This window comes from Psychrobacter sp. CMS30 (genome assembly GCF_904846565.1).
Classification (GTDB): Bacteria; Pseudomonadota; Gammaproteobacteria; order Pseudomonadales; family Moraxellaceae; genus Psychrobacter; species Psychrobacter maritimus.
On the sequence record NZ_CAJHBF010000003.1, the window covers coordinates 68089 to 89457 of the forward strand.

Consider the following 21369-nt stretch of genomic DNA (forward strand, 5'->3'; position numbering starts at 1 on the left):
CATCTATTTTAATATAATACCCTTAACATCATTTAAAAGTATGAAACTATAAAAACAAAAAACTTGTAATATGCGGTTATAATGTATTGTACTATTATATTTTTTATGTTTTTCTTTAGAACTAGCAATAGATATACTAGATTTTACTTTCTTAGTATATCTTATTTCTTTTTTATCATTCGGTAGATCATAGTGTACGTTGGATTCTGGCAACTTATTAAGTCGATTTTTCCATTTGTTTAATAACCTCTTATCAGTACAACTTTGTAAGTTTCGAATATCTATATGAATTAATACTTTAGGCAAAAGCTTGATTGTATAATTTAAAAACCGATCAAAATCCTCAAGAGCTTTAAACCTGATTTTATTTTGAGTATATTCACAATTTTGTAGTGTATAGCGTATAAACCAATCCAGATCTTCTTTATGTTTTTTTGATAAGTATAGTCTTTTAAAGTTACGCTCCATATCATCCATTACTTTCTGATCTTCTGCAATTAAATTATAGCTTGGAACAAGAAGATTTTTTTGCTCTGATAAAAATAGCCTTGAGCCACCGAACTTAGTTTGATATTCAGAACTTTCCTTTAAGTGTTTTGCTTTACAATACCATTTTTTAAATTCATCATTAGATATATCATATAGTTTTAGTAAATGCTGAAAATCATCATGCATGTAATGACTACGCAAAATTTTAGCAACTTCATTAAAACCAAATTCTCGCTCGACTTCTTTGTAATTAGATGCGTATCTTATGGGTTTACCTTCAAATTTTGGTAATGGCTCAACTTTTAGCTTTTTAAGTAAATACTCATAAATTTCATTGACTTCAAATCCTTGCTTACGTCTAGGTAGTTGAAGTAAATAAATTTTCTGGTTCTCGCTTAATTGATAATCAATATTCCATAACTGGAGTCCAATTTGAATATCAGTGAAATGAATGTAGTTATTAAAGCTAACACTAGGTTCACTATGGCCAGCAACCCCTGCAATTATGTAGTTGCTAATAGATTTCCTTGATCCAAATAGTTTGTAATAAATGTTCCATGCATCGGCTTTTTTATAAGGTAGTAAGTCCTTCAAGCTTTCATTTGCTGCTGTATTATTTAACGTTTCTGAATCATACAGAAAATGCAGTAACTGAATGTTAGATAGGCAGCTGTGCCTAAGGTTGTGAGCTGTCAAATATGACAACCCCGTGACTTTTTTTATTAATCCTGAGACCATCTGTGATAATTGATTCTTAGGAATTGTTTGCCCACTGGCGTCAGCAATCAAGGTTTGTCCTTTTTCCTCAACACGTCTATGGTATAAGGCAGTTAAAACTCTTAGTTCCTCTGCTGATAGCAACAAGGCTATAGGTAAACTACGCAAAGCAGAGGATGTTTTATTATCACCATAAATATTATTACGAACTTCAATATCTTCAACTGTTCCTGATATCTCTATGAGCTTAAGCTTAGCTATCTCTCCTATTCTCATGCCAAATCGTTGGCCAAGAATTAAAGCAATATAAATAGCATCTTTTTTCTCTTTATTAATATTTAGGTTTTTGCATGCATATAGGATTGCTTGAAACATAGTTTCTGATATATATCCTGCTTTTACATGAGCTACAGCTCCAACTGACATTGGTTCAACTGGCTCTGCGCCATAAACATTGACTAAGTGCTCATGAAAATCGTCTAGCAATTTAGCAGTTTCATTTTTTGCTGATGTAGTACGACTCAATGCTATAATTTCTGCATAGAGAGATTCAAAGTCAGTTTCATCAAAATTATCTATGTTCTGTCCATAAGTTAACGCTAGCCACCTATTCGTAATGTTGTTGCTATAGGTTTGAATACTACTTGGTTGGTTGGATAATCGCTTATGGACAAACCAGGTAAGCAGTGCGACTTCATTGATAGGAGCTTTTTCTTGCTTTAATAGTACTAAATTCGCTTTCAACCTTTTATCAAATACGCTTCCTGATATTTTCTTATCCTTTCTTTCATTCTCAGGCTTGAACAGTCTAGAAATTTGTAACGCCAATTGCTTATGTTCAGTATGTTTAGAGTTCTTTTGATGTTGTTGATGGGCATCGAAATCTTCTAAGATGTCTATATCAGATGGTTTTGGTCGTTCATATAATATACATTGCCAATTATCAACTGGTAGGGAGTATGTCTTTTTAATGCCCAACAATAAGTATAGATAGTACTCTGGCAAGTTGAAATTTTCGTGATTTTCACAGACATAAAGGCTAGCTTTCAAAAAACCTTCTAAGTTATTAGGTAGTATTTGATACAATTTTTGATGATCGAGTAATTTCTGATAAAATACCTTGATGTCGATAGAACCATCAGGCTTTAAAAAACCATTTATTAGTGAAATATCGTCTAGTCTGTATGATCGCAATAAAGTGGCTGAAATAGGTGATAGAAATACATTTTGTGACGTGTACTTTTCATCTTTTATCTTGCTATTCCTGACATTAGTACTATAACCTCTTTTATTAAAATCAGCTCTAACAAAAGGTAGATTATAAATACTTTGGATCTTTAGATCTCCAGCAATTAATTTTTTAATAATAAATTCAAGCAAAGGAGCTTGTAGTATGGCATTGTGAAAAACTAAAGATAGAAAAACGTCATAAATATTAACTTCTTTATGATTCTCAAAACTATTCATCCATAGCTGGTAGAAGGTTCTCACCTTTTTTGCTTCTTGAAACCAATCACTATCTCTAAAAAGTTTTGGACGCTGTTCAAAGACAATATATTTAGGAAAACTGATATCTAAATCATAACAGTCAAGTTTTTTTTGAATCTCTTGAAGAGCGTAGTTATAGCTCTTCCCATAGAACGTATGATTATGGAAAATTTTCGTTGATTTAAGTGATTGATCAAATTTGTTCCATCTTCTGGTGAACTCTGCTTGTGGATTAGGCTTATTGGCAAGCTCATCAACTCTAATATGAATCAAAGCTATTTTAAGAGCTTTATCTTTTGCCCCTACCAGTTTTTTCTCTCGTTCTACTTTTCGTTTATCAATACCTGAAAAACTATTCTTTGACATTTTTCGCCTCATTTAGTTCAATGGGTTCAAAGCCATATTCTTTTAATTTTTTATCGATCAGTTCAGCGAGCTCCGCTTGTTGTGAACGTTTTAATCCGCTAAAGGTGTCGTAATAATCGAAACCAAGTTGATCAGTATGTCCCATCCAACTACTAACTACTTCGTCATTCAGTTGAGCTAAATTGCTGCTAAATATGCTATGGTTAGAGTCTTTCAACGATCTAATATGATGACGATACCAGTTTAATGGTAAATGAGCATACAATTTGAATCTATTAGAAATAAAGGTGTTATTTTGATTTTTAACGAAATTAAATTCGCCATATTCGTTGACTTCTAGATAAATAATAAGGCCAACACTACTTTCATAAACTGCCTGTATTAATTTGCCCAGTTGATAATGCTTAACATTAAAGAGCTTCATATTTTTATATAAGTAGCTCTGGTAATATCGTAATTGAAGTCTTACTATCTCAGGAAGGATAATAAATCGTCCCTGCGCATTCATTCTATTTTCTTTATCCGAAATAAAATACATACCTGTATCAATATCGATATCTTTTAGACGCCCAAATGTCTCAATAACGGGACGATAACCAGATGATAAACCCAACATAATATATAAGTAATCCATCAATTTGTTATGAAAATCTATAAAATTTATTATAGTGAAATCCTTATAAGATCTTAAGGTCTTGAGCTCATTAATGATAGGAAGCACTAGTTCTGATTTAATTTTAGAGCTTAGAAGAGCTAGTTTTGTTCCCATTAGTAGCCCTGCTTTATAGATATGCCTGTCATCTGGAAAATTAACTAAGTCAACCTTTGAGAGCTTATTATTATCTATTAATTTTTTTTCTAATGAAACTCTAGGTTCCAAAAATAATATTTCTTTAAGATGGTCATAGTAGTGATATTGCGCATAATATATATCAGCTTTCGTGATGCTAAAATATGGTAAAGCAGATAGGTGATGTATAGGAGAAAGGGTTATAATATCAACGACAGCTGTATCTGTACCTGAATGAAAAAGCACATGTTTTAAGTAAGTTCTCAGTTTATTCAATGATAACCGAATATTATTTTTCTTATTAATTTTCCGAACTCTATTTTCAGATAATTTTTCAAGTTCACTAAAAAACTTTTTCTTTTCTCTTTTTGTACCAACAATATACTTTTTCATATTCTTTATCAAAACTGCTACTGCTATTGGTAAAGTTAACTCTAGCTTATCACTACTAACTGCTGATAGATCACTGCTATATTGTCGATCTAACACTGATCTTGCTGGTGAAAAATTGAACTCAATACAATGTCGATCGTAATACTCATTTCTTTTATTTATACCATTGTATTGAATATATTCACTACTCCCAGTAAGCAAAGTCATCAATATATATACTGCCTCCATTTCTTCGATAGTTAGCTTATTAGTAGTGTTACTATTGGTTGAATAATCAACATTACAATTTTCTAGAACTATAAATAACTCATTAAACAATATCTTTATCTCTGAACTTTTAGCTACCTGCACATCTGTATTTAATAACATAGAGCGTTTACGTCGCATATTTACTTGTTGTTGGGCATTCACAATGTCCAAGTGATAAGATATTGGCCTATCAAGTGAGACTTCAAATACCGCTTCAATATCGTCGTCTTGCCGTTCATCAGCTTCAAAGGTTTCTAGAGTTTGATTTTCATTTGGTATTATATTTACGCTATAGATTGTTGAGGTGCTATCTCCTGTTGCTTCATCAACAAAAGTATCCGATGATATAACAGTAGGCTTTCCTGATCGAGATATGTTTCGAGTAATCCCTGATTTTTTGAGTAGTATATTTTCGAGTGGTAAAATAAATTCATAAAGGTGCTTACATAATCGGTAATTAACGAGCTCGTTATCAGTCCATTCTTGATCCTTTTCGTCTTGATGCAATTTTCTACGAATTTTTTCTACAAACACTTCTAATTCCTTGTCGTCTGATTTTAACCATTCTTCATATAGGTTTTCTGACTGAATTGACTCAAATGCACTTAATAAATCCTGCATAGAGCTATATTCATTTACATCAGGTAAAAACGGAATTAGAAATTCGCGAGTTTTATTGGTCAAAAACCTGCACTCATCAAGTGTAGTTTCAATTCGACTATCATAGTCCGTTAGCACAGTCATTCTTAGGCATAGAAAAAAGTAAAGGGCGCGAATAACGTTTACTTTAGAAGACTCTGCACGGTTTACTAGAAAAGTAATTAGATATAACTCTTTCATGTTTTGATGAGGTTTTTTAATATTTTTTAGAAAAATCTTGTGATTTATTCCGTTTTTGTAGATTTCTAATTTTTCCAACTCTGTCAAAGTACTATTTATGGAATTTGTTTTTATCCACTCAAATAGAACATGACACTCACTATGCAACTCTAATCTATACTGCTTAGGTAAGATATCAATTAGAAATTTCAACTCAACTATTAAGCCTTCAACCTTGTTGGTATCGGCGAAATCAAGGATATGTGTCTTTAGCCAATCCTTAATATTATTAGAGATATTACTTTCATGAGCCATTATTCTGCAACCGTTACAAGCCATTTAGATAACTGTAGCTCCGTTCATTTAAACCATCCAGCGTTAATACAAAAAAAAAGACACCTGTTTGGATGTCTTTTTGTTAAATATAGGCTTTTTCATATGTTTTGTAGTATACCTCGGTCTTTCAAAAGCTTATCCAGCGCACTTCCGTCTTGACGAGTTAGGTTCGGCACATATCGCGAATACACTGTGAATAGCATTTTCGTGTTGCTATGACCCATTTGGGCAGCAATCCACTCAGGCGACTCACCAGCAGCAAGCCAAAGCGTCGCAGCGGTATGTCTACTTTGATAAGGATTACGTTTATCAAGCTTTAAATATCGTAGTAACGGATACCAAACTCGCTTTGTCACATTACGATGATTCAAAGAAGTACCTATTTTTGTACAGAAAACGAACTCACCTTGATGTTTAGTTAGGCTCTTCTGTTCAAGCAATGCATCATAAACTAGCTGGTTCATCTGGATGATACGATTTGAGCCTGTAGTTTTAGTCTTCCTATAACACCATTAACGACTGCTTGATCAACGATGATTTGTCGGCGCTCAAAATCTATATTCTTCCAGGGCAAGCCATCAATCTCACCTGTACGCATACCTGTAAAGAAGCGTACGATATAGTAAGGCTTATAATCTGCTCTCACATTATTGATAATGAGCATGACCTCATCTAAGGTAAAAGGACTGACATTACTTTTAGGCTCACTGAGTGGTTTTATATTCTTCCAAGGGCTGTCAAAATTAAAACGCTCAGAGGCTTCGGTCAGCACCATACGTAATGGCGTCATGATATGATTAATGCGAGACGCTGATAAAGTTCGTCCCTTATTACCATCTTTGACTAACTTGCCTCGAAAAGTCATGATTTTAGCTTTGCTAATGGTATTTAGCGGTACATTGCTAAAATGAGGAAGTAGATAAATTCTAAATATATCCTCTACATTACTTATTTGAGAGTCCCGCCATTCTGGCTTTTTCTCCTCTAACCAAACTTTGCTAAAACTATCAAAGCCTGAGTTTGAGTCCTTATGGCTATTCGTTGACCTCATAAGCTCTAAGCTTTGAAACTGCTCAAGCTTTTTACTTTGTGGAAAATAGTTTTCATAGCGAAAACTCCCCAATTGAATATCAGCTTCCATTCTGCTAACGAAGTTTTCTAGGCGCTTGCGATTAGGCTTAGTGTCTGTTAATAAGGTTTGCTCTCTACAGCGCTGGCCTATGTATCGAAAATCCACATATAATTTGCCATTTCGGCTATTGATACTCGCCATGATTATGCTCCCGCTGCAAACGGAATGTTATCGTCATAGCCTGTCAGCATCAACTCTTCAATCTTTTGCCATATAAAAAGGATTTTTCTACCTCCAAATGGTTTGATGTAATGAACGCCCTCAATGAATACCGCATCTTTAAGCTGGTTGCGTATGGTCTTGCTGTCATATTTAATGCGTTGTGACAGCTCTTCGGTTGTTAAATAGGTATAACTCATAGTAAAATCCTTACTAAAGATTAAAGTGTTATTGTCTAATAGCTTTATAACCTGCTATAGAACATAATTTACACTAAAAATAATCTTTTGCAAGACATTTTTATCTACAGTAGATTATTTTAATATGGAGGAGGTTATGGTGAAGTGCAATTTATCTAGAATTATGGGTGAGAAAAGACTAAAGATTGCTGATGTATCTAGAGATACTGATGTCAACAGAGGCACAATCACACGCATGTATAACGAAGAAGCCACAAGAGTGGATCTAGAAGTTGTCGAGAAGCTATGTTTATATTTGGATATTGAAGTGGGCGACCTTTATGAGATAGTTAAGGAAGAAGAATAAACCTCTCTTCTTTTAGAACCCAAGATAACGCTGCGCTTATCAGTTATTACACCAAATAATATGCAGCAAACTATAGTTTCTCAAATAGATTGAATATCCTGTTAAGTAGCAAAAAGTTCTATAGAAGGTTATTTTAAGTTGCAATAGCTCAAAATGTATGTATAATTTCAACTGTAGGAAGTCATTACGATCAGCAGAAAGAAATATTAATCTATAGGAGATTATACATGAACACATTTATTAAACCGCTGCACGCTTCAATTTGGTTAAGCGCCGAAGCGATATCGCTATCTACCAAGCTCATGGTAAACCTGCAAATACAACAGGGTTCACAGTTAGCAAAGATGCTAGGCGTTAACCCCATTTTCTATAATGATGAAGCGGTTAGGATATGGGTGCAACGAGAGCTAAATGAAGGATTAGCGCTGAATCGTTATACCTTAACGAATCTTGAGACCAAATTTTTGGCCATGATGAATCACTACGATGTCCCTTATTCGTTGTGATTAACGTCAACTACTTGGTTTGGAGATAACCATGAGCTTAAAACTTATTTTTAGCCCTTATGTAGATCAGTCCGACATACAACTATGTGAAGACTATTGGGCATACGGGCATGATGGACGGTATGTAGAGCATATAGAGATACTCTGCAAACAGTATCATATCGATTATCATATTTTGTTTGGCATATTAGCGGAGTGTCAGGCTTACTTAGATGATGTGCATTGTGAGTACTGTGGACGACCATATCAACTTGATGTACCAGCTGATATTCCTTATGTCAGAAAACAGTCATCTTGGTTCTGCGAATCATGCATTAGCTTTTCTGGCGGTCAGCTTACAGTTGGTAGATAATAATTTGAAGAGTACTTAATAACCAGATCGCATATGCTATCTGGTTTTTTTGATTGAAGATTTCGGTGTAATGGACAAAATTCATGCTAAAAAGTAGAAGGTGGTGGGTTTGCAGATAAATTTGGTAATAGCTACGAAGCAATTTGGGTTGCTAAGCAATTATTGAAGCTAGCGGAAGAGGAAGTGCGGTCTGCCACTATCGAGCCTTTAGGAGAAGATGAGACATGTGTTGATTTAATTGTCGAGGGTTTAGATGGGCAGAGAGAGTTTCATCAATGCAAATCTAGTCACAACAATTCGGATGTATGGACCTTATCATCACTAGAGGTCTCAGGTGTATTGATAAAAGCATTTAATCAAATATAGAGAACAGATTGTACCTTTAAAGTCGTATCTCCATTACCATTCACTCAACTATCCCAACTAAGTTTGAGCGCCAAAAATACAACACCTAACCCTCAAGATTTTATCGAACATCAGGTTGACCAGAGCGGTAAACGTCAAAAATTATTTGAAGACTTATGTCATAAGTTAGGTTTAAACATTAATGTAGAGATTGATGTTGAAAAAGCTATTCAATTTTGACAAATTTTGAGGTTATTGCTTTTTCTGTTAACTCTGAATCTCAACGTAATATTATTGGAAAAATCGATAAGAATTTTTAGTAGTAACTCTAATAATATAATTGATTACTTAAAAAATTATCCCACTGATAATAATTTACGCTCATCAATTACATCGTTTCAACTCCTCAAAATTATGAAAGACCAAGGTTTCAACCAAAGAATTTATGAGAACGATACAAGGTTATTCCCTATTGTAGAGCATGTTAGTCGGGAGTTTCCCAAACTTTGTGTAACTGCTTATAATCCACTAACCGGAGAATAAGTAATGACTACTCAATCTGACATTAAAAAACTGGCCGAGCAAATGGCTGGTAGCATGAAAAGCTTTGATGACATCAAAGACTTCCAAAAGCAGCTCATGCAATCCTTTATCGATACTGCCTTAGAGGCTGAGATGGAAGACCATCTCGGCTACCCCAAACATGAAAAGGCGGATAAACCTAATAAGCGTAACGGGCACACTAAAAAGACCGTCCGCAGTGACACAGGCGATCTTGAGATATCCACCCCAAGAGACCGCGGTGGCAGCTTTGAGCCTGTACTCGTTAGTAAGCATCAAACCCGTATCTCAGGTCTCGATGATAAAATCATATTCCTTTACGCTAAGGGTCAAACCACCACCGAGATCGTAGAGAGCATTAAAGAGCTCTACGATGTCGACATCTCAAGCTCTCTTATCTCAAGAGTCACCGATAACATATTAGAGGACATCACCGCTTGGCAGAACCGGCCGTTAAGCAGTGTTTATCCTATTGTCTATCTAGACTGCATTGTCGTCAAAGTACGTCAAGATAAGCAGATTATCAACAAAGCCATTTACTTAGCGCTAGGTGTTGCTCTTGATGGTAAAAAAGAGCTGCTTGGTATGTGGCTGTCAGAGAATGAGGGGGCTAATTTTTGGCTAGGTGTTCTCACTGAACTACAAAACCGCGGGGTACAAGATATCCTCATTGCCTGTGTCGATGGCTTAAAGGGCTTCCCTGATGCTATCAACACCGTTTATCCAAACGCTCAGGTTCAGCTGTGTATCGTGCATATGCTGCGCTATTCAATGAAGTTTGTGCCATGGACGGATAAGAAGGCCGTAGCAGCTGATTTAAAAGCCATCTACGGCGCTGATACGCTTGAGATAGCAGAGGCCAATCTCGAGCACTTTGATGAGGTGTGGGGTGATAAGTATCCGCATGTCATCAAGTCTTGGCGCAATAACTGGGAGGGCTTAACGGTGTTCTTTGAGTACCCGAAAGACATCAGAAAAGTGATTTATACCACCAATGCTATTGAGTCTTTAAACAGCGTGATTCGGACAGCGGTGAATAAGCGTAAGGTGTTCCCATCTGATCAGGCAGCATTCAAGGTGGTGTACTTAGCCACCCAGCAGGCGTCTAAAAAGTGGTCGATGCCCATCCGTAACTGGACGTCTGCTCTGAATCGTTTTATGATTATGTTTGATGACCGTATCAGTAAGCATTTAATCTAAATGGCAGTTACACAGAATGTGGGATGGTCTCTGTTAGTCAGGCTTTTTGAGATTCAATTACACCCTTTTTAATTGAAGATAGTTTAATTGAGCGTTCTGAAATGGCAAATTGTATTGACTCAATAAATAACTATATTTGAAATCACTCTATTACTTTTGCTTTATATAATAGATAAGAAAAACCTTGCTATATTATCCAAGCAAAGCGGGAAATAAAGCTTATTGTTACATTTTTTTATTATTATGTTTGATGACCGTATCAGTAAGCATTTAATCTAAATGGCAGTTACACAGAATTCAGGATGGTCTCAGCACATTATGATAAATGACTCCTATTCGTTTACAAATGCTATCTTACTTAGCCCTGCTTTACTCGCTGCAGCCAGTACTTGAGCAACGGTGTCATATTTACTGTCTTTATCTGCCCGCAGTTGTACCGATGGATCTTTACCAGCATCATTTTGTTGTTGTAAACGCCTCTCTATTTCTTCCATACTAATAGGATCACTATCCCAAAAAATACCAGCATCTTTATCAATACTGATTTGGATTACTTCAGGTGGCTGGTCATTGACTAACGCACTAGTTTTGGGTAAATTGAGCGGTACTGTTGGATTCAATACAGTCGCTGTTAATAAAAAGATAATCATTAATACCAACATGATATCAATCAGTGGAATGAGATTCATCTCATTCATACTTTGGACGTCATCATCACCTAACTGAAATGCCATAATATTCTCAATCATGTATCCGTCTTATATAAAGTCATAAACGTTTGCTTTTTTTAACAAAAGCTATGTAGCCCTAGCGTTTATAACCGTTTTATGAATGAAAGCTAGAACTGCTACTGTTGATAAGCCTCTTGTTTATCAGTATAAATACTACTATTGCTATGAGCACTCTTACTACCAGTGACATTAGTAGTTATACCCTGCTTTTCAGCTACATTATGAAGCTCCATTGAAGGTTGCATTGCTGCTAAATCAACAGACTGCGCTAATAAATCATGGGCTCTATCATTGGCATGGTACATTACCCGTCTATTGATACGTACGGCAAGGTTATAAAACACCACTGCTGGAATTGCGACGGCAATACCGAGACCTGTCATAATGAGCGCCTCGCCAACTGGCCCTGCCACTTGTCCAAGTCCTGCTTGCCCACTGGTACCGATGTTATGTAACGCGTGAAAAATACCCCACACTGTACCAAATAACCCAATAAATGGCGCGATCGCTGCAGTTGTGCCTAAAATAGGTAGGCCGCGTTCGCTAGCAAAACGGTAACGCCCGATATGCTTTAATAATGCTTGCTCAATGACTAATCGACGCATAGCAGCATCAGAGTTATTCACAGCTGAACGTTTTATCTCAACCTGCTGACTCAAATCATCAGCAACACAGGCGGCCAATTTTCGGCTTTGTAATATACGAATAATACCAGTTACCCAAGAGAGCACCGATAAGACCAATAGCAAGAAAAACAAGCTTTTGGTCACCAAATCGCTATATTGCCAGTAGCTTGTAAAGTCCATATCAGACTCCTTAATAGGTTATGTAATCATATAAGTTCGTTGCGAGTACCGCATATCGACTTATCATGAAAAATTATAAATAGTGATGCTTTGAAAATAATAGACTTGGTAAATAACTAACTTTTACGGCACTGCATAACTGATGGGTAAAGTCACATTACCCACCACTGGTACGCCATGTTTCGTAAAGGGTTTAAATTTACCAGAACGTACTTGTTGCTGAGCTTCTCTATCGAGTGCAGCGTTGCCAGAAGATTGCGCTAAGCTCACATTATCAATGCCGCCTTGCTTATTAACTTGTAATATCAAGACCACCCTAAAGGTTTCGCCTGATTTAGCAGCTCGTCTGGCACGAGCAGGAAAACTAAAATTCGGTGCTGAGGCCCAGTTAGCGTTAGTGGCAGTAAAATTGACGGGGGTATTACTTGCGGCGGCGGCTTGTTGATTGGCTTTCTCACGAGCAGCGGCTTGTGCGGCTTCTCTTGCAGCTTTAGCATCGGATTCGGCTTGCGCTTCACGATCTGCCTTTGCTTTGGCATCCGCTACAGCCTGAGACTCTCGCATAGCTTTGGCATGCGCTTGTTGAGTAGCCTTTTCAGCCTGTGCTGCCAATATCTTACGTTCGTTATCGGCTGCTAAAGCGCTTTCTTGAGCTGCTGCGTCCGATTCTTGTGATCTTATTGGTTGTTTGATGACAGGCTTGTCCTTTACTATTTTTGTTGTCGTATTTATTGTCGTAGTAGGTTTAGTGCCGACTTTAGGCTTTGCTGTCTCTTTTTTCACCACTGGTTGCACTGCTTTTTTAGGCTCTGGTTTTTCCTCAGCTACGCTAACAGATTGTGGTTTAGGGGCTTTAATAGGTTCGACTTCTGCGACTGCCGTCACCGGCTCTGCAATTGTCGTAACTTCTGACACCAACTGTATTTCTATAGGCGGCGTTATTTTAAGTGGCTTAATAGTAGTCACAGGGGTTTTGACCATCACCAATACAATTGCCGTCATCAAATGTATTGCGACAACACAACCCATAACTGTTGACGTTAATTTAAGTGATGGCACATTGAAACTTGTTGAACTCATATCAGTCTAATAAGCTTATGAAATAAAACTGTAATGATAATGCAAACGATAACTACTATCAATAATATTAATAAATATATTTCTGATATTAATTTTCGCTTACGAATCATCCTCTCTATCTAAATAGGTTTAAGCTGAAAGCTGACTAGAACGAAACTACTAGCTGAAAATTGTTACATAGTTAAATATCTCAACCTATTAAACTAAATAATGACAATCATTCTCATTGATATACACTATTAACTCCTTTACTATAATCGCTGCTCACCTTTTCGACTTCTCAGAGAATCGAACTAAGCACTAACCCTGAAGGCAAATTAATTTCGAAGAGCTCCGTTATTAATGCAGCTACACAGGCTTTTTACTAGCTATCCTATATTTTGCAGTCATTTGAATAATCAACTTTCTATAGTTTGTAATATTATGAGTCACTTATGTTTACTACTTTACTTCCTATACTAGTACCTGTATTCAAGCGCCCTTTATTAACAACTATGATAGCGACATTAGTAGCCACAGCCATTTTAACTGGCTGTGGCTACTAATAATGGCGTGTCTGCCACTACTATAAAAGTTGATACCGTAAAAGGTGAAGTAAGCTTTTAATCATTAACGAATAATAAGAAAAATACCATGCAAACATTCGAACGTACGATGACTTTAGATAGCAAAAAAGCACGCTATTATGACCTGTCTGCTTTGGTTGATAATAATAAAAATACAAAGCTGCCTCCTGCGCATTTTTATGGAGGCAATGGCTTTACGACTGGTGTCTACCTACCACTATTAACCAAGCTTAGTGAGCAATTCACTATCACCAGTCTTGCTATGCGTGGCTATTGGTATGATTTACCCACTGTGAAGAAGCTAACCCGCGAACAAGATGCCGATATTCTGATTGATTTTTTAGAGAAAACACAAGATAAGCCGGTGGTTGGTATAGGGCATTCTCAAGGTGCAACTGCCACCGCCATTGCCGCGGCCAAGCAGCCAGAACTATTCTCACAGCTGTATTTAATAGAGCATGTTACTTTTACCAAGTCACAGACCCTCATGCTGAACTCAGCACCTAACGAGTTGAAGGTAGATCAAGAGCCTTTTAAAAGCACACGAGCCAAACAAGCGGATTGGGAAAGTATTGAGTCATATTACAACTATCTACGGGCACATCGCCCCTTCAAACGTATTGATGACAACAATCTTTATGTCTTTGCAAAGAACAGTCTTGTCGAAAATGAACAAGGTCAATATAGTCTGCTGCTTACACCTGAGCAAGAGATGGCAAGCTACTTTGATACCCCTTTCGTCAATGAAGCCTTAAAAGATCTGAACACTCTTGATGTTCCCTACACCATTATTGTTGGCAAACCTTCTATGTTTATTAGCGATGAGGTTCGTAAAGTTTGGGAAGATCTCGTCCCTTCTGACCGACTCATTGAGCTTTATGACAATGGACATCTTCTGCCAATGGAAGCACCTGAACAGTGTGCGACTATCATTATAAAAAGGTTTAGCAGTAATACACCCAGTTCTTCATAGCTACAAAGTAAAAAATATGTCTAGAAATAATCAATACATATGAACTACTGAGCCTCTTTAGGCTCAGACTTACTACTGGCATAAATAAAACAAAGTGCGATAGCTAAGCAAACCAAAGCCGCCATTCTACTGACCGAAAGGCTAATCGCCTCGTTACCCAACCAGCCAAAATTATCGATCAGTACGCTCATGCTCAGCTGACCAAAAATAACCGCTACCGTTGCCACCGCAGTACCAATACGCTGGACTGCAACCACCATAATGACGATATAAGGAACGCCACATAAGGCTCCAAGCAGTTGCCATTTAGGGACATCCATCAACGTGACAGTATGACTTGGCTCAAAAAAGAAAATAAGCAATGCAGTTACTACCGCACCCACAGAAAAGGTTAAAAAAGCACTTTTAAATACGCCAACATTGCCGCCAAGACGGCCATTCAATGCCGCTTGAACGCTCAAAGCCGCGCCGCCAATTATCGACAATACAATCATTAAAATAAGCATTGTTTTTTACCCCTGTGCCATAAAGATAAGTGCAGCAATAATAAAAAATAAAGCGATAATGCGTTTACTGTCTATTTTTCGCTCCATAGTTTCGAATAAACCATAATGATCTATGATTAAACTTTGAAACACTTGCCCAGCCAGTATGCCAATCATCGTCAACGCAATGCCAATGACCGGTGTCACCACGGTTAATACCACCACATAAACAGGACCCAAAATACCGCCAACCAGCAGTAAAGGGGGCTGTGAGAAAAAGGAAGGGCTATCTCGCGGACTAAAAAACAACATCAAAAAGAATGTCAGAGCAGCGCCAACACCAAAAATACTCAAAGTTGCCCATAGCTCACCCACTTCACTTCCCAAAGGTCCTAGTAATCCTGCCTCAACGGACAGCCCCATGCCGCCTAAAACAACAACGAGTATTAATAAAATTTGCATAAAAAATTCCTAATGAGCAATGTGGCGTAGTGTACCGCAGCCTATACCCATTAAAAAACGCTATAATATAGAAATGACCTTTGCATAAGTTGCACAAATGAATACGGTAGATAACATCAGCATAAAAACCTTACTATATTTTATAGCGGTCTTTGATGCTCAGAGTTTTTCTGTAGTAGCTCGAAAAGAAGGGGTGTCCGCTTCTAAAGTGTCACGTATCATCAAGCAGTTAGAAGACGCACTGGGGCAGCAGCTTTTTTATCGTAATACACGTGCCGTCATTCCGACTGAAGCGGGTCGTATGTTTATGCGCTATGCACACTCCATGACCGAGAGCATGAGTGCAGCACAGCAGGAGCTTCAAGATAGGACATTGGAACCGGGTGGTTTGATCAGAATCAACGCCCCTGTGTTTTTTGGACAACGACATATCGCTCCTTGGCTGCCACAGCTTAGTGCTCAGTATCCTAAATTACAGATAGATTTGACGTTAACTGATGATTTTATTGATCCTCATCATTACGCAACAGATGTTATTTTCAGAATTGGCACCTTAAATGACTCCGCCTTTCATGCGCGTATCTTTGCTGAGCAAACTTATCATCTTGCCGCTTCTCCGGAGTACATACGCATACACGGTAAGCTACAAACACCAGCAGATCTGATGCATCATAAGTGCCTAGTATACAAAGGCTCAACAGGACCGAATCGTTGGCTTTTTAAAACAGGAAATGAAGATTGGACGCCATTCTTAGCGCCCGCCTTATTAACGTCTAATAATGCAGAATCTTTATTGGCAGCTGCACTCAAAGGTATGGGGATTGTGCTTTTTCCAGATTGGCTCATCGGTGAGTATTTAAAGAGTGGTGAGCTCATTAAGCTATTGCCTGATTATGATACGGCAGTCAAAACCACACCTCAGCATGTCGCAGCTATTTACCCTAACACCCGCCATGTTTCTCTAAATGTAAGAACGTTGATTGACTACTTTGCTGAGGCTTATGGCACGCCTCTTTATTGGCAACTCAATTAACGATTCATAATTTAACGACAATAATTATTCCTACATCTTATGAGAAAAAGGCGGAATAGGAAGGAATTACTACGTTCGTTTTGTTTAGAAAATTAGGAGATTTTTCAAGTAACAGACTAGCAGCTGTTTTGGGCATACATAAAAAAACTCCTTGAGTCGATTGAGCCTAATAGTTAGGCATTAAGCGCTTTGCTAAGCTTTGAATATTGCTAGTCTCAACAGGATCTAGTAACTTGGCATACCATAGTGATCTGCGATTAGCTCAACAGTACGCGATTGGGCGCGGCGCGAATAACCTTGAACAACCAACAGGACCTCGTCGACTCCTGTCTGCTCCTGAAGACTCTCTAAACTTTTTGCGACCTTGGCAGCAGTGCCATGCAGGGTTTGATCGGTATACTGCTCAATAATCTGATGCCCTTACGTATTGCCTTGAAAAGCCGCCACTTCATCAGGTGGCAGTAAAGCAAAAGGTTTGCGCTGGAACATTCTTAACATTGCCATGGCAGACGATGTTGATTGGCGACGTGCCTCTACAGGCTCTTCATCTGCAATCGCACCAATACTGACCAAACTATATGGCTTGGCTAGAATTTTTGAAGGACGGAAATTCTCTCGATAAATGCGCATGGCATTTAGTATGTCGGCACTGCCAAACTGTAGAGCGAACGCATATGGTCTGCCAAGCTGTGCTGCCAAATGAGCTGAGTAAGTCGAGGACCCCAAGATCCAGACATCAGCAGCGGTCTTTGATGGTGGTACTCGGTTTTGCTGGGCTTGCCATGGACCTGGCACCGCATGAACCTCACTATAAGGATACTCTTTTGGAAAACTGTTTTCTAAAAAGCCCAACAATTCTGCGACTTGCTGAGGAAACTCATCGTTCGCCGCGTGATGACGACGCAAAGCTGACGCCGTTGCGCCATCCGTACCTGGCGCCCTTCCCAAACCCAGATCGATTCGTCCTGGCGCCATCGCATCGAGCATACCAAATTGTTCAGCGACCACCAAAGGCACATGATTCGGTAGCATGATGTTCAGACATCCAAAACCGCTGAAAACCCCTTTTGTCAGCCAGTTTTGCAAGAGCGATCATCTCTTAAAAGGTGTTCTCTACTGTGTGACCAACGCCGGTGAAGGCATTGTCGAGCACCGAAAGAACAAAAGGAGCGTTGCCAGAATTATTTGGAACATTCATAAACGATCTCGGTTATACCGTATTGATGATGTATGGCAACACACTTTGGGTATTGCCACACAAGGAAGGTTTGAAAAACGACTTATCTAAAACCAATTCTAGAATTTGTAGTACTGACCATCATTAGGAACAAGCACACGTTGTTTATCCAGATGTTTTTCCTCGATAAAGTGGCGCAGCTCTGCCTTTGTTAGCGTGGCATGATTGACCGTATCCATGTGCACATTAATTATCTGAGCATTAGGAGAGAATTGATACGCACGGTATACATCGTCTTTGCCCATAATGATAGAATCATCGACAAAACCAGTCATCTTCGCATAGCCTGTATTGAGGATGACCGCATCAGGCTTGTAGCGAGTCAGCGCATCTTCTACTTCCTTATCCCAAATGGTATCCCCTGCTACATAGACCGTCTTGTAGCCTGACTTCTGGAATACAATCCCCATCGTCTTACCAAGTCCTTCGGCAAGGGCTGGTATTTTGTACATTGCATCGGTACCGTGCTGTCCGATGGTCTTATTGATTCTAGTACCTTTAAATACAACCCCTTGCTCTGTTAATACTCTGACATCGGTAAAACCATCTTTACGTACGATTGCCGCATCGGCTGCATCTTGGGTAAAAATTGGCATGTCACGAGGCACAAGGTTACGTGCGGCATCATCCCAATGATCAGCATGCAAATGGGTCAAAATAATGGCATCCGCCTTAAGTACTTCGGCAACAGTCATCGGCAAATCCACCATTGGATAGCGAGTGTTACTATTGACTGTGCCTTCAAACCCTGGATAAGCGTTTTTAGCCGCTAGCATCGGATCCACTAAAAAAGTGGTGCCGTCATAATCAAGCTTGATCGTGGCATTACGGATTTGCTGAAATTGAACGGTATTGGTCGCCGTCTGTTTTACCGCGTTAGAATTTGCTGCTGGACTAGCAAAGGTGGTACATGCCGTTAACAACATCACGCCACTTAACAGTGTGGTGCCGGTCAGCGATTTTACTATATTCATAATAATTACCTTATTGAGAAAATTCTTCTTAATGGGAATAGGGTTTAAGAGTCTATTTAATGACTAAATCATGGCTTGATTAACAACTCTGGATTAACGGGCAATCCACGTTTGAGTATCAATCACTTCGCCATATAGAAACTCAATCGCTGCCATGATAGTGGCATGAGCCTGAGCGGCGGGTACGGTCGTGCCATTAAATTCAAGATCAAGCGTGGCACAGGCATCATGAACCGTAGTGGTTGTATAACCAAAATCCACTGCAGCACGAACCGTGGCATCGACACACATATGGCTCATGGCGCCAATCACGGTAACGTCTTTAATTCCTTTTTCATCGAGCAGGTCTTTAAGAGAAGTCTCTCGGAATGAATTGGGATAATGCTTCACAACGACGGCTTCACCCTCTAGTGGCTTTACCTTCTCATTGATCACCACACCATCGCTACCAGGCGTAAAAATCGGTGCGTCAGCAGATGGCATCTCATGACGGATGTGAATGACGGTATGGCCTTTTTCTCTAGCAGACGCAATCACCAAAGCAGCATTATCAGCGGCTTCGTTAATACCTACGAGTGATAACTTACCTTGCGCGAAATACTCATTTTGGATGTCTACAACGATAAGTGCTTGTGTGTTCATGATGGTGCCTCTTTGTTTATGGAAGTGACTGTATAGAAGTATATTTTACAAGCACTGTGCTACACTAACGAGTGGCTACATCGACACATTAGAGGTTAATAACGACACATGAATAAAAAAAATAAGATTGAAATCGGCTTGGTCGTTTATGAGAAGGCTCAAATGGCGGCTGTCCTTGGGCTGACTGATTTATTAGTGGTTGCCAGTAAGATTGCCGCCAAACGTCAAGATACAACCGAACTGCCTTTACAGATCAGTCACTGGAAGGTTAAAAACTCTGATTTGCATCCTATTTGCACTTTTTCTAGCGATCCCGATAGCGTTGGACAATTAGCAGCCATCATTATCCCACCAACGTTAGAGGCACCGATTGAACAACAAGCAGCAGCGCCTTGGCTGAACTGGCTGAGAGATCAGCATTCAGGAGGTGTAATCATGTCATCCGTCTGTGCCGGTGCTTTTTTATTGGGCGAAACAGGATTACTCTCCAAACGCAAGGCGACCACGCATTGGGGTTATGTAGAGGATTTTAAGCAGCGTTTCCCTGATGTCGATTTGGATGTGGATCGCATTATTATCGAAGACGGTGATATTGTGACCGCTGGTGGCGCAATGGCTTGGACAGATTTGGGACTGAGGATGGTAGATCGCTTTCTTGGCTCACAAGTGATGAATGAGACCGCTCGTGCGTTGTTAATCGATCCCTCAAGGCGCGAACAATGTTATTACAGCGCATTCTCGCCCAGCCTCACCCATGGGGACGCGGCCATATTAAAGGTACAGCATTGGCTGCAAAAAACAGAGGCGCAGGATATTGATTTGTCCACACTAGCCAATTGTGCGCAGTTAGAGGAGCGCACTTTTCTGCGTCGTTTTCATAAGGCGACAGGCATGACATCAACCGAATACTGTCAGCGATTACGCATCGGAGAAGCAAAAGATTATCTACAGTTCTCTTTAACGCCTGTCGAGCAAATTGCGTGGAAGGTGGGTTATGGTGATGTCAGTGCGTTTCGTAAGATATTTAAGCGCATTGTTGGTTTGACACCAAGTGAGTATCGACGGAGATTCAATACGAATAAATAATGAGATGTTTAGGCGGTGGCTGAGTTAAAATTATACACCAAGGGAACCACTTATTTCACCCTTCAAACCTATTAATAGACCACTTATAACAGATTGCTAAGCTCCTCATATTTACTAAGGCTAATTATGACCACATACATACTCGACACCGAAACTACAGGGCTTATCGAACCGCACATGACTGAAGCAGCCTACTCCATTGTTGATATTAACGATGGTAAAGTAACTGTGTTGCAGGAGCCGAGAGCGAAGCGCTTTAACCCCCTGAAAGAAATTAGTTTGGGATCTATGGCGATATCACATATCTGTGATGAAGATGTAGCGGATGAACCACCTCACACAGATTTTAGACTACCTAACAGTGTTGAGTACTTGATTGGTCACAATATTGATTTTGATATGGCAGTTCTTAAAAATGCGGGCGTAACTCATACTCCTAATTTGATTTGCACCAATGCCATGGCTAACTGTCTTCTTCCTACACTTGAGAGCCATAAGCTAGTATCCCTCCTCTACCACTTTCACCGTGATATAGCTCGTGCTCAAGCAAGGGATGCTCATGCTGCTATTGCTGATATTTACTTCACTGAGCTGGTACTTGGTAGTTTGATTGATTTAGCCAATAGTCAAGGTCATGAGATAAGTGATGTAGAGAGCTTATATAATTTTAGTCAAATAGCTCGTATACCTACGCATCTAAGTTTTGGTAAACATAAAGGTGAGGCTATTGCGGATTTAGCTACTAGTTTTGAGGGTGCTGGCTATCTTAAATGGTTGCTTAAACAAGATACGGTTGATCCTTATTTAGCTCAAGCTTGCCAGCAAGTATTAGAGTCGGTATAAATA

At 38.9% G+C, this 21369-nt stretch carries 18 protein-coding genes and 1 pseudogene; 7 read left to right on the forward strand and 12 right to left on the reverse strand.

Annotation, left to right across the window (positions count from 1 at the left end):
* Nucleotides 1-3: 3 nt before the first annotated feature.
* From JMX94_RS02380 to JMX94_RS02395, 4 genes and pseudogenes are all read right to left on the reverse strand, one after another.
* On the reverse strand, nucleotides 4-3060 hold the full coding sequence (locus JMX94_RS02380; RefSeq protein ID WP_201562882.1) for a tyrosine-type recombinase/integrase: 3057 nt from the start codon (nucleotides 3058-3060) through the stop codon (nucleotides 4-6).
* A complete protein-coding gene (locus JMX94_RS02385; RefSeq protein ID WP_201562884.1) occupies nucleotides 3047-5626 on the reverse strand; it encodes a hypothetical protein in 2580 nt (859 codons plus the stop codon). Before JMX94_RS02385 ends, JMX94_RS02380 begins: the two co-directional genes overlap by 14 nt.
* A gap of 119 nt (nucleotides 5627-5745) precedes the next feature.
* A pseudogene (locus JMX94_RS02390) lies at nucleotides 5746-6920 on the reverse strand (Arm DNA-binding domain-containing protein).
* A 2-nt stretch (nucleotides 6921-6922) separates the two neighbouring features.
* Nucleotides 6923-7138, reverse strand: coding sequence for a hypothetical protein (locus JMX94_RS02395; protein ID WP_021813684.1), 216 nt, complete (start codon nucleotides 7136-7138; stop codon nucleotides 6923-6925).
* Between the two features lie 136 nt (nucleotides 7139-7274).
* On the opposite strand from JMX94_RS02395, the gene JMX94_RS02400 reads away from it, so the two are divergent.
* The 3 genes from JMX94_RS02400 to JMX94_RS02410 all read left to right on the forward strand — a co-directional run bounded on the left by JMX94_RS02400 (nucleotide 7275) and on the right by JMX94_RS02410 (nucleotide 10448).
* Nucleotides 7275-7484, forward strand: coding sequence for a helix-turn-helix transcriptional regulator (locus tag JMX94_RS02400; RefSeq protein WP_045445187.1), 210 nt, complete (start codon nucleotides 7275-7277; stop codon nucleotides 7482-7484).
* A 227-nt stretch (nucleotides 7485-7711) separates the two neighbouring features.
* Entirely contained in the window at nucleotides 7712-7990 is a 279-nt protein-coding gene (locus JMX94_RS02405; RefSeq protein WP_201562886.1) for a hypothetical protein, read from the forward strand.
* A 1243-nt stretch (nucleotides 7991-9233) separates the two neighbouring features.
* Nucleotides 9234-10448, forward strand: a complete 1215-nt coding sequence (locus JMX94_RS02410; RefSeq protein WP_201562888.1) for an IS256 family transposase — start codon at nucleotides 9234-9236, stop codon at nucleotides 10446-10448.
* 332 nt (nucleotides 10449-10780) lie between these two features.
* Here JMX94_RS02410 and JMX94_RS02415 read toward each other — a convergent pair whose 3' ends face one another.
* From JMX94_RS02415 to JMX94_RS02425, 3 genes are all read right to left on the reverse strand, one after another.
* Nucleotides 10781-11182, reverse strand: coding sequence for a biopolymer transporter ExbD (locus JMX94_RS02415; RefSeq protein ID WP_201563042.1), 402 nt, complete (start codon nucleotides 11180-11182; stop codon nucleotides 10781-10783).
* Nucleotides 11183-11295: 113 nt separating this feature from the next.
* Nucleotides 11296-11985, reverse strand: coding sequence for a MotA/TolQ/ExbB proton channel family protein (locus tag JMX94_RS02420; RefSeq protein WP_192529611.1), 690 nt, complete (start codon nucleotides 11983-11985; stop codon nucleotides 11296-11298).
* A 123-nt stretch (nucleotides 11986-12108) separates the two neighbouring features.
* Complete coding sequence (locus JMX94_RS02425) at nucleotides 12109-13014, reverse strand: energy transducer TonB (protein WP_227670935.1); 906 nt, start codon at nucleotides 13012-13014, stop codon at nucleotides 12109-12111.
* 684 nt (nucleotides 13015-13698) lie between these two features.
* Between JMX94_RS02425 and JMX94_RS02430 the strand changes: the two genes are divergently transcribed.
* Nucleotides 13699-14604, forward strand: coding sequence for an alpha/beta fold hydrolase (locus JMX94_RS02430; protein ID WP_201562892.1), 906 nt, complete (start codon nucleotides 13699-13701; stop codon nucleotides 14602-14604).
* Nucleotides 14605-14648: 44 nt separating this feature from the next.
* On the opposite strand, the gene JMX94_RS02435 is transcribed toward JMX94_RS02430, so the two are convergent.
* Both JMX94_RS02435 and JMX94_RS02440 read right to left on the reverse strand, forming a co-directional pair.
* Entirely contained in the window at nucleotides 14649-15110 is a 462-nt protein-coding gene (locus JMX94_RS02435) for a DMT family transporter (RefSeq protein WP_201562894.1), read from the reverse strand.
* 6 nt (nucleotides 15111-15116) lie between these two features.
* On the reverse strand, nucleotides 15117-15551 hold the full coding sequence (locus JMX94_RS02440) for a DMT family transporter (RefSeq protein ID WP_201562896.1): 435 nt from the start codon (nucleotides 15549-15551) through the stop codon (nucleotides 15117-15119).
* Between the two features lie 97 nt (nucleotides 15552-15648).
* On the opposite strand from JMX94_RS02440, the gene JMX94_RS02445 reads away from it, so the two are divergent.
* Nucleotides 15649-16584 carry a LysR family transcriptional regulator gene (locus JMX94_RS02445; protein ID WP_201562898.1) on the forward strand — a complete coding sequence of 312 codons (936 nt, stop codon included), beginning with the start codon at nucleotides 15649-15651 and terminating at the stop codon, nucleotides 16582-16584.
* A 420-nt stretch (nucleotides 16585-17004) separates the two neighbouring features.
* Here the strand turns inward: JMX94_RS02445 and JMX94_RS02450 are convergent, their stop codons facing one another.
* The 3 genes from JMX94_RS02450 to JMX94_RS02460 form a co-directional block, all read right to left on the reverse strand.
* A complete protein-coding gene (locus JMX94_RS02450; RefSeq protein ID WP_265088922.1) occupies nucleotides 17005-17616 on the reverse strand; it encodes an MsnO8 family LLM class oxidoreductase in 612 nt (203 codons plus the stop codon).
* Nucleotides 17617-17880: 264 nt separating this feature from the next.
* On the reverse strand, nucleotides 17881-18795 hold the full coding sequence (locus JMX94_RS02455) for an MBL fold metallo-hydrolase (RefSeq protein ID WP_201562900.1): 915 nt from the start codon (nucleotides 18793-18795) through the stop codon (nucleotides 17881-17883).
* A 93-nt stretch (nucleotides 18796-18888) separates the two neighbouring features.
* Nucleotides 18889-19437 carry a cysteine hydrolase family protein gene (locus tag JMX94_RS02460; protein ID WP_201562902.1) on the reverse strand — a complete coding sequence of 183 codons (549 nt, stop codon included), beginning with the start codon at nucleotides 19435-19437 and terminating at the stop codon, nucleotides 18889-18891.
* 108 nt (nucleotides 19438-19545) lie between these two features.
* Between JMX94_RS02460 and JMX94_RS02465 the strand changes: the two genes are divergently transcribed.
* Both JMX94_RS02465 and JMX94_RS02470 read left to right on the forward strand, forming a co-directional pair.
* Nucleotides 19546-20523 (forward strand): GlxA family transcriptional regulator, encoded by a 978-nt coding sequence (locus JMX94_RS02465; RefSeq protein WP_201562903.1) that lies wholly within the window; start codon nucleotides 19546-19548, stop codon nucleotides 20521-20523.
* 177 nt (nucleotides 20524-20700) lie between these two features.
* On the forward strand, nucleotides 20701-21366 hold the full coding sequence (locus JMX94_RS02470; protein WP_227673476.1) for a 3'-5' exonuclease: 666 nt from the start codon (nucleotides 20701-20703) through the stop codon (nucleotides 21364-21366).
* The last annotated feature ends 3 nt before the right edge of the window (nucleotides 21367-21369 follow it).